10 protein-coding genes are annotated in these 14366 nt (G+C 75.7%); 6 read left to right on the forward strand and 4 right to left on the reverse strand.

All coding sequences use genetic code 11. From position 1 onward, the window contains the following. Positions 1-48: 48 nt before the first annotated feature. The 3 genes from Q3Y56_RS30840 to Q3Y56_RS30850 all read right to left on the reverse strand — a co-directional run bounded on the left by Q3Y56_RS30840 (position 49) and on the right by Q3Y56_RS30850 (position 2566). Positions 49-954 carry a biotin-dependent carboxyltransferase family protein gene (locus Q3Y56_RS30840; protein WP_304465025.1) on the reverse strand — a complete coding sequence of 302 codons (906 nt, stop codon included), beginning with the start codon at positions 952-954 and terminating at the stop codon, positions 49-51. Then, on the reverse strand, positions 951-1589 hold the full coding sequence (pxpB, locus tag Q3Y56_RS30845) for a 5-oxoprolinase subunit PxpB (RefSeq protein ID WP_304465879.1): 639 nt from the start codon (positions 1587-1589) through the stop codon (positions 951-953). Before pxpB ends, Q3Y56_RS30840 begins: the two co-directional genes overlap by 4 nt. Positions 1590-1783: 194 nt before the next feature. Continuing rightward, a complete protein-coding gene (locus Q3Y56_RS30850; protein ID WP_304465026.1) occupies positions 1784-2566 on the reverse strand; it encodes a LamB/YcsF family protein in 783 nt (260 codons plus the stop codon). Positions 2567-2715: 149 nt separating this feature from the next. Between Q3Y56_RS30850 and Q3Y56_RS30855 the strand changes: the two genes are divergently transcribed. The 6 genes from Q3Y56_RS30855 to Q3Y56_RS30880 all read left to right on the forward strand — a co-directional run bounded on the left by Q3Y56_RS30855 (position 2716) and on the right by Q3Y56_RS30880 (position 13623). Beyond that, complete coding sequence (locus Q3Y56_RS30855) at positions 2716-3435, forward strand: GntR family transcriptional regulator (protein WP_304465027.1); 720 nt, start codon at positions 2716-2718, stop codon at positions 3433-3435. A gap of 190 nt (positions 3436-3625) precedes the next feature. After that, positions 3626-4351: a DUF969 domain-containing protein gene (locus tag Q3Y56_RS30860; protein WP_304465028.1), complete on the forward strand. Its 726-nt coding sequence runs from the start codon at positions 3626-3628 to the stop codon at positions 4349-4351. Further along, complete coding sequence (locus Q3Y56_RS30865; protein ID WP_304465029.1) at positions 4348-5316, forward strand: DUF979 domain-containing protein; 969 nt, start codon at positions 4348-4350, stop codon at positions 5314-5316. Before Q3Y56_RS30860 ends, Q3Y56_RS30865 begins: the two co-directional genes overlap by 4 nt. A 200-nt stretch (positions 5317-5516) precedes the next feature. Next, positions 5517-7040: a hypothetical protein gene (locus Q3Y56_RS30870; RefSeq protein ID WP_304465030.1), complete on the forward strand. Its 1524-nt coding sequence runs from the start codon at positions 5517-5519 to the stop codon at positions 7038-7040. Positions 7041-7198: 158 nt separating this feature from the next. Beyond that, positions 7199-8119 carry a hypothetical protein gene (locus Q3Y56_RS30875; protein WP_304465031.1) on the forward strand — a complete coding sequence of 307 codons (921 nt, stop codon included), beginning with the start codon at positions 7199-7201 and terminating at the stop codon, positions 8117-8119. Positions 8120-8202: 83 nt separating this feature from the next. Beyond that, positions 8203-13623, forward strand: coding sequence for a hypothetical protein (locus Q3Y56_RS30880; RefSeq protein ID WP_304465032.1), 5421 nt, complete (start codon positions 8203-8205; stop codon positions 13621-13623). A gap of 34 nt (positions 13624-13657) precedes the next feature. Here the strand turns inward: Q3Y56_RS30880 and Q3Y56_RS30885 are convergent, their stop codons facing one another. Further along, on the reverse strand, positions 13658-14098 hold the full coding sequence (locus tag Q3Y56_RS30885; protein ID WP_304465033.1) for a hypothetical protein: 441 nt from the start codon (positions 14096-14098) through the stop codon (positions 13658-13660). Between the last annotated feature and the right edge of the window lie 268 nt (positions 14099-14366).

The raw sequence follows: 14366 nt of genomic DNA on the forward strand, positions 1-14366 counted from the left end.
TGAGGACCGGGGTCTGGGGCGGAGCCCCAGTTTCGGGAAGGGGCGGGGTCAGGGGAGAAGCCCGCCGCAGGCGCCTCCCCGGCGGGGCCGGCGCGGCAGGAAACGTACCGGCGTACCCGGCAGCGCCTGCGCCGCGGCGTCCAGGTGCGCCTCGGGCACCACCCCGATGACCGGGTAGCCGCCCGTCGTCGGATGGTCGGCGAGGAAGAGCACCGGCCTGCCGTCCGGCGGCACCTGCACCGCCCCGCGCACCATGCCCTCACTCGGCAGCTCATCCACCCGGGCGCGCTCCAGGGCGGGCCCCTCCGTGCGCAGCCCGATCCGATTGCTCGCGGCCGAGACGCGGTAGCCGCCGGTGGCGAGCGCGCGCGGCGCCGCGGCGGTGAACCAGTCGTGGCGCGGGCCGAGGACGAGGGGCAGCACGAGTTCGCGGGCGAACCCGGTACGGGCCGCGACCGGATCCGCCACCGCGGGCGGCGGCCCGTACGGCACGCCCAGCCGCAGCACGCGGCCGTCGGCCAGCGGCGCCGGACCGAGGCCGGAGAGGACGTCCGTGGCGCGGCTGCCGAGCTCCGGCTCCGCCGCGACCCCGCCGCCGAACGCGACGTAGGCGCGCACCCCGTGGGTGGCGGTGCCCACTTCCAGCAGCGACCCGGCGGGTACGCGCACCGGGGCGCCCCAGGCCGCGGGCCGACCGTCGACGGTGACCGGGCAGGCGGCGCCGGTGACCGCCGCGATGGCCGCCCGGCGCAGCCGTACCGCGCAGCCGGTGAGCGTCGCCTCCAACGTGGCGGCCGTCTCCGGATTGCCCACGAGCCGGTTGGCCAGCCGGTGCGCGCCCAGGTCCAGCGCCCCCGAGCGCGGGACGCCGAGATGGGCGTACCCGGGGCGGCCGAGGTCCTGGACGGTGGTGAGGACGCCCGCCCGCACCACCGCGAAGGCGCGATCCGTCACGGCGCCGCCCCCTCCGCCGGAACCGGTACGAAGCGGACCCGCGTCCCCGGCGCGAAGAGCGCCGCCGGATCGCGCGCCGGGTCCCACAGCACCGCGTCCGTGGTGCCGATCAGCTGCCAGCCGCCGGGGGAGGAGCGCGGGTAGACGCCGGTGTAGGGGCCGGCCAGGGCGACGGACCCGGCGGGCACGACGGTCCTGGGCGTGGCGCGGCGCGGTACGTGGCGGTGCTCGGGCAGCCCGGTGAGATAGCCGAAGCCCGGCGCGAACCCGCAGAAGGCGACCCGGAACTCGGTGGCCGCGTGGAGCGCGGCGGCCTCGGCGGGGGAGACGCCCCACACCGCGGCGACCTCGGCGAGGTCCGGCCCGTCGTACCGCACCGGGACCTCGACGGTGCCGGTGCGGGCGCGGGTGAGCGGCGGGATGGGCCAGCGCTCCACTTCGGCGGCGAGTCGCGCCGGATCCGGGACCCCGTCCAGCAGGACGGTGCGGGCCGCGGGCACGATCTCGCGGACGGGGGGCAGTTCGTGCCGGGCCGCGCGGCGCAGGAGTTCGGCGTGCAGGGCCTCGGCGGCCTCGCCGGACGCGGCCTCCAGGAGCAGGGCGTGGTCGCCGACCGGAAGGCCGCGTATCCGGATCGCGGAGCGCCGCTCGCCGCCCGTGCCCGTACCGGCGTCGGTGCCCGTGCTCGTGCGGGCGCTAACACCCGTGCTCGTACGGGCGTCGCCACCCGTGCCCGTGCGGGTGTCAGCGCCTGTGCTCGTACCCGTACCCGTACTCAGGTCCGTGCTCGTACTCGCGCTCGTACGGATTCCGGTGTCGGGGCCAAGCGTCATGCGAACGCCTCCACGCGTACGCCCGCGGCCTCCAGCCCGGCGCGTATCCGGCGGGCGAGGTCGGCGGCCCCGGGCGTGTCGCCGTGTACGCACAGCGAGCGCACGCGCAGCTCAAGGCGGCGGCCGTCCACCGAGGCGACCGCGCGGTCGCGGGCGATGCCGAGCGAGCGCTCCAGCACGGCGTCGGGGTCGGTGACCAGGGCTTCCGGTGCGCCGCGCGGCACCAGCGTGCCGGAGGCGGTGTAGGCCCGGTCGGCGAACCCCTCGGGGACCACGGGCAGTCCGGCCGCCCGTGCCGCCGCGTGCAGCCGGGAGCCGGGCAGGCCGAGCACCGGCAGGGGCGCGCCGGCGGCCGCCAGCGCCACGCCCTCGACGACGGCGGCCGCCTGCTCCTCGTCGTGGACGGTCCGGTTGTACAGCGCGCCATGCGGCTTGACGTACGACACGCGGGCGCCCGCCGCGCGGGCGAACACCTCCAACGCGCCGATCTGGTAGGCGACTTCGGCGGTCAGTTCGTGCGCCGGGACGTCCATGGCGCGCCGTCCGAAGCCGGGCAGATCGCGGTAGGAGACCTGGGCGCCGATGGCCACCCCGCGCTCGGCGGCGGTCTCGCAGACCCGGCGCATCGTGACGGGATCGCCGCCGTGGTAGCCGCAGGCGACGTTCGCGCTCGTGACCACGGACAGCAGCGCCTCGTCATCGGTCAGCCGCCAGCGGCCGAAGCCCTCGCCGAGGTCGGCGTTGAGGTCGATCGTCAGATCCGGGGCGGTTGCGGTCATGACCGTCAACGTAGGGATTGTTGAACAATCCGACAAGGGGGATGTTGTCTCGGTCTCGCTTTACGGTTTGACTTCTTCTGCCCTCGCGGAGGACATGCGAGGGCGCACAACGGGGTGAAGGCGTACAGAGCAGGGCAAGGGAGAACGGCGTGGCGAACGGGGCCGAGCAGCGGCTCGCCGAGGCGGTGGAGGTGTCGGAGCTGGAGACGGACCGCCCTCTGCTGGGGCGCACCAGCACCGCGGAGCGGGTCGCGGACGTGCTGCGCGACCGCATCGCGGAGGGGTTCTTCCCGCCCGGCACCCGGCTCTCCGAGGACAGCATCAAGGGGGCTCTCGGCGTCTCGCGCAACACCCTGCGCGAGGCGTTCCGGCTGCTCACCCACGAACGGCTGCTGGTGCACGAGCTCAACCGCGGGGTCTTCGTGCGGGTGGTGAGCGTGGCGGACCTGACCGACATCTACCGGGTGCGCGCGCTGGTGGAATGCGCGGCCGTACGCGGCCTGGGGGCGCCGCCGTACCGGCTCGACGCCGTGGAGGCGGCGGTCGTCGCGGGCGAGCGGGCCGCACGGGAGCGCGCGTGGCAGGAGCTGTCGACCGCCAACATCCGCTTCCATCAGGCGGTCGTGGGTCTGGCCGGCAGCCCGCGCACGGACGAGCTGATGCGCGCCGTCCTGGCGGAACTGCGGCTGGTCTTCCACTTCATGGACGACCCGCGCCGCTTCCACGCGCCCTACCTCACCCGCAACCGGCAGATCCTGGAGGCCCTCCAGGCGGGAGACGCGGCCGAGGCGGAGCGGCTGCTCGCCTCGTATCTGGAGGACTCGCGGCGGCAGTTGGCGGGCGCGTACGCGGAACGTGTCTCCTCGTAGCCGGGGCTTGGGCCCGGGGGGGCTGGGGGGCCGGGGCGGGCTCCCCAGAAGCGATCACCTCGGGGGTCGCCTGAAGCGATCACGAAGCGATCATTGATCGACCTCTTGTCGGATCGTTGAACAATCCCCTAGCCTCCGGGGAAACTTCCTCACGCCCGCCCCCTGCGGGCCCCGCGCGGAAGGCGGACGCATGATCGTTCTCCTCGGCGTGCTCGTGGTCGTCGTCGGCTTCGCCACGAGACGCAACCCCCTGCTGGTGGTGGGCGCGGCGGGCATCGCCACCGGACTCCTCGGCGGTCTGACGCCGCGCGAGGTGCTCGCCGCGTTCGGCGACGGCTTCGCCTCCAGCCGCTCCGTGACGATCTTCGCCATCACCCTGCCCGTCATCGGCCTGCTGGAACGCCACGGCCTCCAGGAGCAGGCCCGCGGCCTCGTCGCCCGCTTCGCCAAGCTCACCACCGGCCGGTTCCTCACCCTGTACCTGGCGCTGCGTCAGATCACCGCCGCGCTCGGGCTGGTCAGCGTGGGCGGCCCGGCCCAGACCGTCCGCCCGCTGGTCGCCCCCATGGCCGAGGGCGCCGCGGAGCGCCGCTTCGGTCCGCTTCCCGACAAGGCGCGCGAGAAGATCCGGTCGTTCTCCGCCAGTGCCGACAACGTCGGGCTCTTCTTCGGTGAGGACGTCTTCCTCGCGGTCGGCTCGATCCTGCTGATCACCGGGTTCGTCAACACCACGTACGGCACCCATCTGGAGCCGCTGCACCTGGCGCTGTGGGCCATCCCCACCGCCCTGTGCGCACTGGTCGTGCACGGTTGGCGGCTGCTGCGCCTGGACCGGCAGTTGGAGCGCGACCTGCTCGCCGGGGCCGGGGCGGCCGCCCTGCCCGCGGGCCCGGATGCGCCGGAGGCCGTCAAGTGATCAAGGCAGAGTGGTTCTTCTGGCTCGTCGGCGCCGTCTTCCTGGTGATGGCCGCCCAGATGCTCACCGACCGCAGCAACCCCAAACGCCATGGCAGCGCCGCCTTCTGGGGACTGATCGGCGCGGGCTTCATCTACAGCTCCTGGGTGGTGGAGGACAGGGCCCCCGCCGAGCCGCTCGGCGCCGCGGTCCTCGTCATGGCCTGCCTGGCCGGCTTCGGCCTCACCGGGCGCGGCGAGGCCCGTACCACGACCAGTGAACAGCGGGCGGCGAGCGCCGCCCGGCTGGGCGGCAGGCTCTTCGTGCCCGCCCTCACCATCCCGCTGGTCGCCATGGTCTGCGCGGTGGGCGTCAAGAAGCTGTCCATCGGCGGCGAACCGGTCCTGCAGAAGGGCAGCGAGACCATCCTGGGGCTCGGCATCGGGGCGGTGGCCGCCCTCGCCGTCGGCATGGTCATGCTGCGCGAGAAGCGCCTGTCCGTCCCCATCCACGCCGGGCGCTCCATGCTGGAGGCCATGGGCTGGGCGCTGCTCCTGCCGCAGATGCTCGCCACACTCGGCAGCATCTTCTCCGTCGCCGGGGTCGGCACCGAGGTCGGCAAGCTCACCACCAAGGCGCTGCCCGACGGCTCGCTCCACCTCGCCGTCGTCGTCTACTGCGTGGGCATGGCCCTGTTCACCGTGATCATGGGCAACGCGTTCGCCGCCTTCCCGGTGATGACCGCCGCCGTCGGCTGGCCCGTCCTCGTCCAGACTTACGACGGCAGTCCGGCCGCCGTCCTCGCCGTCGGCATGCTCGCCGGGTTCTGCGGCACCCTCGTGACCCCCATGGCAGCCAACTACAACATCGTTCCGGCGGCGCTGCTGGAGCTCAAGGACCAGTACGGGCCGATCAAGGCCCAGCTGCCCACCGCGGTGGTCCTGCTCGGCTGCAACATCGCGATCATGTCCGCTTTCGCCTTCTGATCCCGTTCTGATCTCGTTCTGATCCGATCTGATCCCGTTCTGATGGTGCCTGCCCTGAGTCTCAGGGCTGTGGGCGACGCCACACGCCGGCGCGGCGGGACACCGGCCGGACGCGGGGGACTCCGGTCAGGGCGCCGCGGGCACCGGTGCGAGCCGTGCCGTTTCGTCCGCTGTCAGTGCGACCGCCTACGCTGTGCGACGTGACTTCTGCACCCCCCGGGGCCGCCGCGCCCCAGCTCAACGGGCCTGCCCGCCCCGCCCCGGGCCCGGCCGCCGACGAGGGCCTGGCGCGGCGGCTGCGCGCGCTCGCGTGCACCGCGCCGCTGCACGACCTCGACGCGCGCAAGGCCAACCTGGCCGGGGAGTACGGGGTGTACGCGATGGCCGAGGTCGCCCTCGCCGCCATCGACCTGGTCACACTCCACATGGACTTCGACACCGGTGCCGACCACGAGCAGATAGTGGCCAGGCTCCTCCCGCGCATCGCGGCCCAGACCCCGCAGCGGCCCGCCGCCGAGCACGAGCGCGTCGCCCGCTGGGTGCTGGAGAACCTGATCAACGTCGGCAGCGTGGACCGCGGCTTCCGCGCCGTCTACGGCACCTTCGACGCCGACGGCGCGTACGTGCGCCGGGACTACGACTTCAAGCTGATCGAGGAGGTGCCGGGCCCCGGCGGCACCGTCTACCTGCGCACCACCGACGAAGCCGTCAACGTCCTGGTCGGCGCCCTCGACACGGACGTCACCAGCGCCCAGATCGCCGCCGAGGTGAAGCTGGAGGTGCTCATCAGCCGCGGGCGGCTCGCCGACGCCCAACTCGCCGCCGAGCAGGCCCGGTACCGCACCGTGCAGTACGCGGAGCACCTGCGCCGGACCCTGGAGGCGACCCGGCGCAACGTCCGCGCCGTCGACTGGCTCAACAGCGTCCCCGACATGATCGCCGAAGCGCTCGACCACGTCGCCGACCGCTACCGCCACGAGAACGCGATCCTCACCAACATCCGCAAGGCGCGCGACGAGGCCGAGGACGCGGAGCACAAGCGGCGCGCCGCCGAGCTGGTCGACATCGTCAAGGACTGCATCCGCCGCCACACCCAGCTCCAGTCCCGGCTGCTGGAGGCCGGTCCGCTGTTCCGCGCCGAGCAGGACCGGCAGGCGTTCGCCCCGCCCACCGCGCGCACCGGACTCGACCTGTACGGGCAGCTCGTCGCCCCGGTCCTGCCGCTCCCGGTCGAGCAGGCGATCCGCGTCACCGACGCGTTCTTCACCCACGGCACCGGGCTGCGCACGCCCGTCTCGGTGCGGGTCGGGGACCTGGTCGACATGCTGCTGACCCCGCCCGTGGAGCGCGAGCACCTCGGTGCCGAGATGCCGGAGCCGGACCTGGTCGCCACTCCGGACGACAGCCGGTTCAGCGAGGAGCAGCTCGCCGCCGCCACGGAGCTGCTGGAGCTGCCGCCCGACGCCCCCCGCAGGCTCTCCGGCCTGCTCGCCGAGGCGCGCCGCCGTGACCCCGAACTCCCGTACCTGGTCGCCCTGCTGGCGGTGCACGCCGCCAGCCCGCCGGTCGGCACGGCGTACCGCCAGGGCGAGCGGTCCCTCCTCTTCGCCGTCGACGACGGCACGGTGCTGGACGACCCGGAGTTCGGCGGTGCGGATCTGATCGTGGGCACGGCGCTGCTGGACGCGGCCGGGATGGCCGCCGACCGAGCGGAGGTGGCGTAAGTGGGTGCTCGCTCCCACGAGCTGTGCCCGGCGACGGCGCGCAACCGCCCATCGACGGTGGCCGTCTCGTACGCGGCTGCGGGCCGGTGGCCGGGTTGTGCCCACCCGTCCCGCCCCAGCGGGACGAATGCCCACAACCCGGTACGTAAGGTGCAGCCATGATTGAGTACGACGTCGACGACGCCACGCCTCCCGCAGGGGAACCGGAGACGGACACGGCGCCCGCCGCCTCCGGCGGCCCCGGCGGCGCCGGCGGCTCCGTCACGCCCGCGGACGCGGCCGACGCGGCCCGGCTCGTCGCCTTCGGGCTCCAGCCCAAGCTGCTGCCCGCCCGCGACGCCGAGTACGCCGAGCTGCTGCGCCGCCACCGCGACGACCCGGCCTTCGCCCGCCTCGCCGACGCGGTGGCCGCCGGGCTCGGCCTGGTCGTGCTGGAGGTGTCGACCCGCGCCGGCATGGCCGTGACCGCCGCCGAGGACTCCGTCTTCGCCGTCCGCATGGGCGACTACGCGCGCCGTGCCTCCTCCGACTCCGCCGACCGCTTCCTGCACGGACTGGCCCATCTGGCGGTCGCCGCCATGGCCTTCCCCCGTCCCGAGGACCTCGCCGACGACGGCTACATCGGCCGGGTCACCGTCAACGGCGTCGACGCCTTCGTCCGGCAGGCGTGCCGGCGCCTGGAGGAGCGGGCCGAGGAGCAGGGGGAGAACACCGACCCGGCCACCGGCGCGCCCGGCCTGGAATCCGCGTGGCGGGTGTACGCGCGGCGCAGCGCCACCGGTGCCACCAAGGACGCCCGCCGGCTGGCCGGCTCCACCACCGGCATCATCGGCAAGGCCGTGGCCTTCCTCGTCGACTCCGGGTTCCTCCAGCGCACCGGCGACGACGCCGGAGGCACGTACCGCACCACCGCCCGCTACCAGCTCCAGGTGCGCGACATGGCGGGCAGCGCCGCCATGTCCGAGCTGCTGGAGCTGGGCGTCGTGCCGGTCGCCGACGGCAGCGCCACCCTGCTCCCGCCCGACGACACCGACGACCTCGACCTGGCCGCCGACGCGGGCCTGCCGTTCCACTCCTGACACCCACTGCACATCCACTGCACACCCACCGCCCCCACTCCGTCCGCCTCCCGAGCCCCTGAGAACAACGAGAGTCCGCCGCCATGTACGAGCTGTCCCGGGTCCGCCTCTACTCCATCGGGCCTGCCGGTGCGCGCTACGCCGACACCGTGCTGGACCTGCGCGGAGTGGGTGAGCCGGTGCCGAACCCCGCCCCCGCCCAGGCGGAGTTCTTCGAGGAGGAGCCGGTCGGTCCGCCGCGTCGCCCCGCGCCCGCGGGCGTGCTCTTCCTGGAGAACGGCGGCGGCAAGTCCGTCCTGCTGAAACTGATCTTCTCGGTGATGCTGCCGGGCCACCGCAACACCCTCGGCGGCGCCAGCTCCGGCGTGCTGCGCAAGTTCCTCCTCGCCGACGACTGCGGCCACGTCGCCCTGGAGTGGCAGCACACCGTCACCGGCGAGACCGTCGTCGTCGGCAAGGTCAGCGAGTGGCGCGGCCGCCAGGTCTCCAACGACCCGCGGAAGTTCGCCGAGGCCTGGTACTCCTTCCGGCCCGGCCCCGGACTCAGCCTCGACTCGCTGCCCGTCGCCGAGTCCACCGCCGTCCGCCGCACCGCCGAGGGAGCCTCCGGCGCCCAGGGCAGGCGGCGCACCATGAAGGGCTTCCGCGACGCGCTCACCGAGGCGGGCAAGGCGTACCCGCACCTGGACGTGGTCTGGGTCGAGATCCACGAGCGCTGGAACGAGCACCTCGGCGAGCTCGGCCTGGACCCGGAGCTGTTCCGCTACCAGCGCGAGATGAACGCCGACGAGGGCGAGGCGGCGGGCCTGTTCGCCGTCAAGAACGACTCCGACTTCACCGACCTGCTGCTGCGCGCCGTCACCGACACCCGCGACACCGACGGCCTGGCCGACCTGGTCCACGGCTTCGCCCACAAGCTCGGACGCCGCGCCGAACTCACCGCGGAGCGCGACTTCACCGCGGGCTCGCTCGACCTGCTGAACCGGATCGGCGAGGCCGCCGAGCGGCGCGCCCAGGCCCGCGGCGTCCACGCGGGCGCCGAGCGCCGCACCCGCGGCCTCGCCCGCCGGCTGTCCGCCCGCGGCGCCGAGGAACGCGGCCGCGCCGCCGAACTCGCGCAGGCGGTCGCCGCCGCCGCGCACGCCGTCACCGAAGCGGACACCGCCCGCGGCCACAGCTCCCTGATCGCGGCCGAACTCGCCTACCGGCACGCCTCGCTGGCGCTCGCCGCGGCCGAGAAGGGCGCGGCCGCGCAGCGCCGCGAACTCAACGACGCCCGCACCCTGCACTCCGCCTGGCAGGCCGCCGAGACCGTGCTGCGGCACCGGGCCGCCGCCGACCGCTCCGCGCGCGTGGCCGCCGCCATCCGCGAGGCCGAACGGGACGCGGCCCCCGCCCTCGCCGCCCGCGCCACGGCCGCCGCCGACCTGGTACGGGCGCTGCACGCGGCCGCCGAGGACGGCGAGCGGGTCGCCGCCGAGGAAGAGGAGCGCTCCGCCGCGCTCCAGCGGATGAGCGAGACCGCGCACCGCGATGCCACCGCCGCCGCCACCGAGGCGCAGCGCGCCCGCAGCGAGGCCGACCACCTGCGCCAGCGCCTCACCGAGGTGGAACAGGAGACAGCCGAGGCGGTGCGGGCCGGATGGCTCGACGACTCCACCCCGGACGCGGACCCGGCCCGCGCCGCCCTCGCCGCCAGCGACGCCGAGAAGACCGCCGTCGCCGCCTGGGACCACGCCCGCGAGACCGCCCGCCAGACCGCGGAGCGCGCCCGCGAGGCGGCGGCCGAGCAGTCCCGCACGGAGCTGGCCGCGGCCCGCGCCGCCGACGCCGCGCAGGCCGCGGAGGCGGCGTACGACGCGGAACGGCGCGCCGCCGAGTCCCTGGGCGCCGAACCCCGCCTGGCCGAACTCCTGGGCCTGCCCCAGCCGCCCGCCCCCGCGGCGGTCCCGCCCCAGCGCGCGGGCGCCGACCCCCGCCGCCCCAGCGCCGCCGAGCCACCGCGCCCGGGCCGGATCACGGTGCGCGTGGACGACCTGGACACCGACGCGGCCGCACCGACGCCGCACGAGCGGACCCGCACGGCCGTCCCCGCCGACTCCCGCCCCGGCGGCGAGGTCACCGCCCGCGTCGACCCCGAGGGCACCCCCGCCCACGGCACCGACCACGCGCCCGCGGCCCCGGCCGCCGCCGATCCCGAGGAGCCGACGGCCCCGGGCGAGGCGTGCACCGACGCCCCCGACACGCCGTACGCCCCCGGCACCATCCCCACCGACCAGCCCGGCAGCCGCCACTTCGGCGACGACGCCACGGGCGAGGCATGCACCGACGATGTCGACATGCCGGACCGCCCCGGCGCCGGTCCCGGCGGCCAGACCCAGCCGGGCAGGGACGCCGGGAGCGTCCCTTCGGCCGCTCCCGGCGGCGACCGCCAGGGCCGCGACGGCGCGGAGTCCCACCCCCGGCCGGGCGGCCGGGCCGTGCCGGCCGCCGCCGAGCGGCCCGACGGTGCCGCTACGGCGGATGGCGCCGCCCCGCGGACCCCCGCCGACGGCACCGGCCCCCGGACCCCCGCCGACGGCACCGGCCCCCGGACCCCCGCCGACGGCGCCGAACCCGGCGCCCGGCACGGTGTCCAGGACTCCGCCGAGTCCGCAGCCGCCCGGCGCGGCGGCGAGGCCCCGGCCGGGGCCGCGGGCACCCGGGGCGGTGCCGGATCCGACGCCGGGTACGGTCGGCCGCCCGCCCCCGGCGGTCCCCTCACCGCCGCCGAGCTCGACCGCAACGCCGACGCCCTGCGCGAGCTGCTCGACGACAGCGTCGCCTCCGCCGAGCGGCAGCTGTTCGAGCTGCGGACCGCCGCCGCCGACGACGCCCGGATCCTCGGCGCGCTCGGCGACGGCGGGCTGCTGCCGCCCAGTCCCGATGTGCTCGCCGCGGTGGAGTACCTCGGCGAGCACGGCATCCCGGCCCTGCCGGGCTGGCGGTACCTCGCCCAGGCGGTCGACCCCGCCGACCACGCCACCGTGCTGGCCGCCCGCCCCGAACTCGTCGACGGCGTCGTCATCACCGACCCCGACACGCACGCCCGCGCCCGCGAGGTGCTGGGCGCCGCCTCGCTGCTGCCGCGGTCCGCCGTCGCCGTGGGCACCGCCGCCGCGCTGCTCGCGCCGCCCCCGGCGGCAGGGACGCGGGACAGCGCCGTGTTCCTCGTGCCGCCGAACCCGGCGATGCACGACGAGCGCGCCGCCGACGACGAGCGGCAGGCGCTGCGGGCGCGCGCCGCCGCGCGCGACGAGGAGATCCGGCGGCTCGCCGCGCGGCTCGCCGGGGACCGGACGCTCGCCGCCCGGCTCTCCGCCTGGCGGCAGGGCTGCCCGCCCGGCCGGCTCGCCGAACTGGCCCGCGCCGCCGAGGAGCTCCGTACGGCCGCCGACGCCGCGCAGCACGAGCGCGACGAGGCCCGTGCCACCCGCGCCGAGGCGGACGAGCTCGCGGCCGAGGCGGCGCGCGTCCGCGACGAGCGGCAGGAGGCCGCGCAGCGGGCCCGCCGCGCCGCCGACGCGCTCGCCGGGCTGGCGTTCCGGCTGCGCGAGCGCGCCGCCTGGCAGACCCGGCTGCGCGAACTCGCCGACGAGGCCGCCGAATCCGAGGAGCGCGCCGGGATCTGCGTCGACCGCGCCCGCGCCGCCGACGAGGACCGGCGCGCCGCCCAGCGCGCCGCCGACGACGCCCACCGCACCGCCCGCGCCCTGCGCGCCGAGCGCGCCGAGATCGCCGGCGCGCCCGACGACGTGACCGGCGAGGCCCCGCCGTCCGGGACCTCGCTGCCCGCCCTGCGCGAGGCGTACCGCGCGGCCTCCCAGGTGTACGAGAAGGTCGGCGTCGGCGCCGACCTGCGCGCCGAACAGGCCCGCGCCGAAAGCGACGAGAGCGCCGCCCTGGCCGCGCTGGACCGGCTCACCAACAAGGTCCGCACCCGCGCCGCGCAGCTCCTGGAAGGCACCGACGGCGCCGACGGCCCGTCCCGGCAGGCCGCCGCGGCGCGCGCCGAGTCGCTGGTGCAGATGCTGGAGACCCGCGCCTCGGCGGCCAGCGAGCAGCTCGGCCGGCTGCGCGGCGAGGCCGAACGGCTGGCCCCCGCCGACGGCGAGGCGCACACCGGCCTCCCCGAGGAGCTGGTCCCGGCCGACGCCGACCAGGCCAAGGAGCTGCTGCGCACCGCCAACGCCGAACTCGCCTCCCGTACGGACGCGTTGGAGACCGCCCGCACCGCCCACGGCGAGCTGCTGCGCGCCCACCGCGCCGCCGAGGACGCCGCCGGCGGCTTCGACGAGCTCGCGGCCATGCTCCGCGACCTGCTCCGCGATCACCAGCACGAAGACGGCGACGGCGCCGAGGAGCCCGACGCGTACCGCGGCGACCTCGCCGAGGCCCGGCAGGCGGCCGCCGAGGCACGCCGGTCCCTGCGCGGCTGCGCGGGCGACCTGTCGACGGCCGAGGCGGCGGTGCGGGAAGCGAGCGACGTCCTCGTACGGCACGCCAACTCCACCCGCTACGAGCAGGTGCGCACCCCCGCCCGCCAGCAGATCCGCGAACTGCCCGCCGCCGCCCTGCCCGACCACGCCGCCGCCTGGGCCGAGGCGTTCGCCCCCCGGCTGCGGGTCCTCACCGACGAACTCGCGCAGCTGGAGCGCAACCGCGACAGCATCGTGGACCGGCTGCGCGGCCTGGTCGAGTCGTGCCTGGCCACCCTGCGCTCCGCGCAGCGGCTGTCCCGGCTGCCCGAGGGGCTCGGCGAGTGGTCGGGACAGGAGTTCCTGCGCATCCGCTTCGAGGACCCCGACCAGGCGACGCTGGCCGAGCGGCTCGGCGAGGTCATCGACGAGGCGACCCGGGCGGCCGTCCGGAAGAACTCCGACCTGCGCCGCGACGGCATGTCCCTGCTCCTGCGCGGCGTGCACGCCGCACTCCAGCCGCGCGGCGTGGCCGTCGAGATCCTCAAGCCCGACGCCGTGCTGCGCGCCGAGCGGGTGCCGGTCGGCCAGATGGGCGACGTGTTCTCCGGCGGCCAGCTGCTGACCGCGGCCATCGCGCTGTACTGCACCATGGCGGCGCTGCGCAGCAACGACCGGGGCCGGGACAAGCAGCGGCACGCGGGCACGCTGTTCCTGGACAACCCCATCGGCCGCGCCAACGCCACGTATCTGCTGGAGCTCCAGCGCGCCGTCGCCGACGCGCTGGGCGTCCAGCTGCTGTACACCACGGGACTGTTCGACACCACGGCACTCGCGGAGTTCCCCCTGGTCATCCGACTGCGCAACGACGCTGACCTGCGCGCCGGGCTCAAGTACATCAGCGTCGAGGAGCACCTGCGGCCGGGGCTGCCGCAGCAGGCCGAGGAAGCCGGCGCCGAGCAGGTGCACGGCCAGATCACGGCCACCCGGATGTACCGCCGTCCGGACGCCGACGATCCGCCGATCGGCGGCCCGGAGACCCGCTGAGGGGGAGGGGACCGGGGCGCCTCCCCCGGTCCCCTCACACCCCCGACAGTCGCTGCGGGCGGCGCGATCGGCGTACTTGACGCGAGACGCTGCTCGGCGCGGACACCACGCCGTGGCGCTGCTTCCACACCTGCCGCGTCACCCACACATCGAGCACCCCCCACGTCGCCGCCACCGTGCTGACCACGCTGCTCAGCACCATGGGAAAGGCGAGCCACGAGCCCGCCAGCGTGCACAGCACCGCGATCATCGCCTGCACCAGCGTCACCGCGACGATCAGCACGGCCCGGACCGCCGCGTCACGCACCGGATCAGGCATCCTGCGCCACCGGGCCGGCTCCTCGACCCACAACGGCCGGACCCGGTGCGCGGGCGTGCCGCCCCGCCCCCCGTCCGGGATGTCGCGATCCTTGCCCACGAAGTCCTCACCCCTTTCTCCACCGCCCCCGCCCGCTCCCTCGAGATAGCGGGACATGGGCCGTATTCCCCCCAGTCTCCTCTGTCAGGGCACGATCGGCCGAAGTGGATGGTTCCCAGAGGGGAGAGCAATTCCGGCCATACATTCGATCACTGTCACGCCATGTCATCGGCAGGTAGCGGACAGCGCGCCGGGGTCATGTCGGGGAATGAACGGACAGATGGTGACCAAGATCGTCGCCAGGGTTCCGTCAGCAACCGGACAGCCCTTCGAGAGACCGAACTCACGGTAGTAGGCTCGCGCCGCTTGTTGTCGGAACTCCACC

This window comes from Streptomyces sp. XD-27, from assembly GCF_030553055.1.
GTDB lineage: Bacteria > Actinomycetota > Actinomycetes > Streptomycetales > Streptomycetaceae > Streptomyces.

What these genes read in the sequence shown, in the direction of transcription:
- Q3Y56_RS30850 (WP_304465026.1), bottom strand. Translation starts at nt 2,566, where the DNA reads ATGACCGCAACCGCCCCGGATCTGACGATCGACCTCAACGCCGACCTC.
- Q3Y56_RS30860 (WP_304465028.1), top strand. Translation starts at nt 3,626, where the DNA reads ATGATCGTTCTCCTCGGCGTGCTCGTGGTCGTCGTCGGCTTCGCCACG.
- Q3Y56_RS30875 (WP_304465031.1), top strand. Translation starts at nt 7,199, where the DNA reads ATGATTGAGTACGACGTCGACGACGCCACGCCTCCCGCAGGGGAACCG.
- Q3Y56_RS30880 (WP_304465032.1), top strand. Translation starts at nt 8,203, where the DNA reads ATGTACGAGCTGTCCCGGGTCCGCCTCTACTCCATCGGGCCTGCCGGT.
- Q3Y56_RS30885 (WP_304465033.1), bottom strand. Translation starts at nt 14,098, where the DNA reads ATGTCCCGCTATCTCGAGGGAGCGGGCGGGGGCGGTGGAGAAAGGGGT.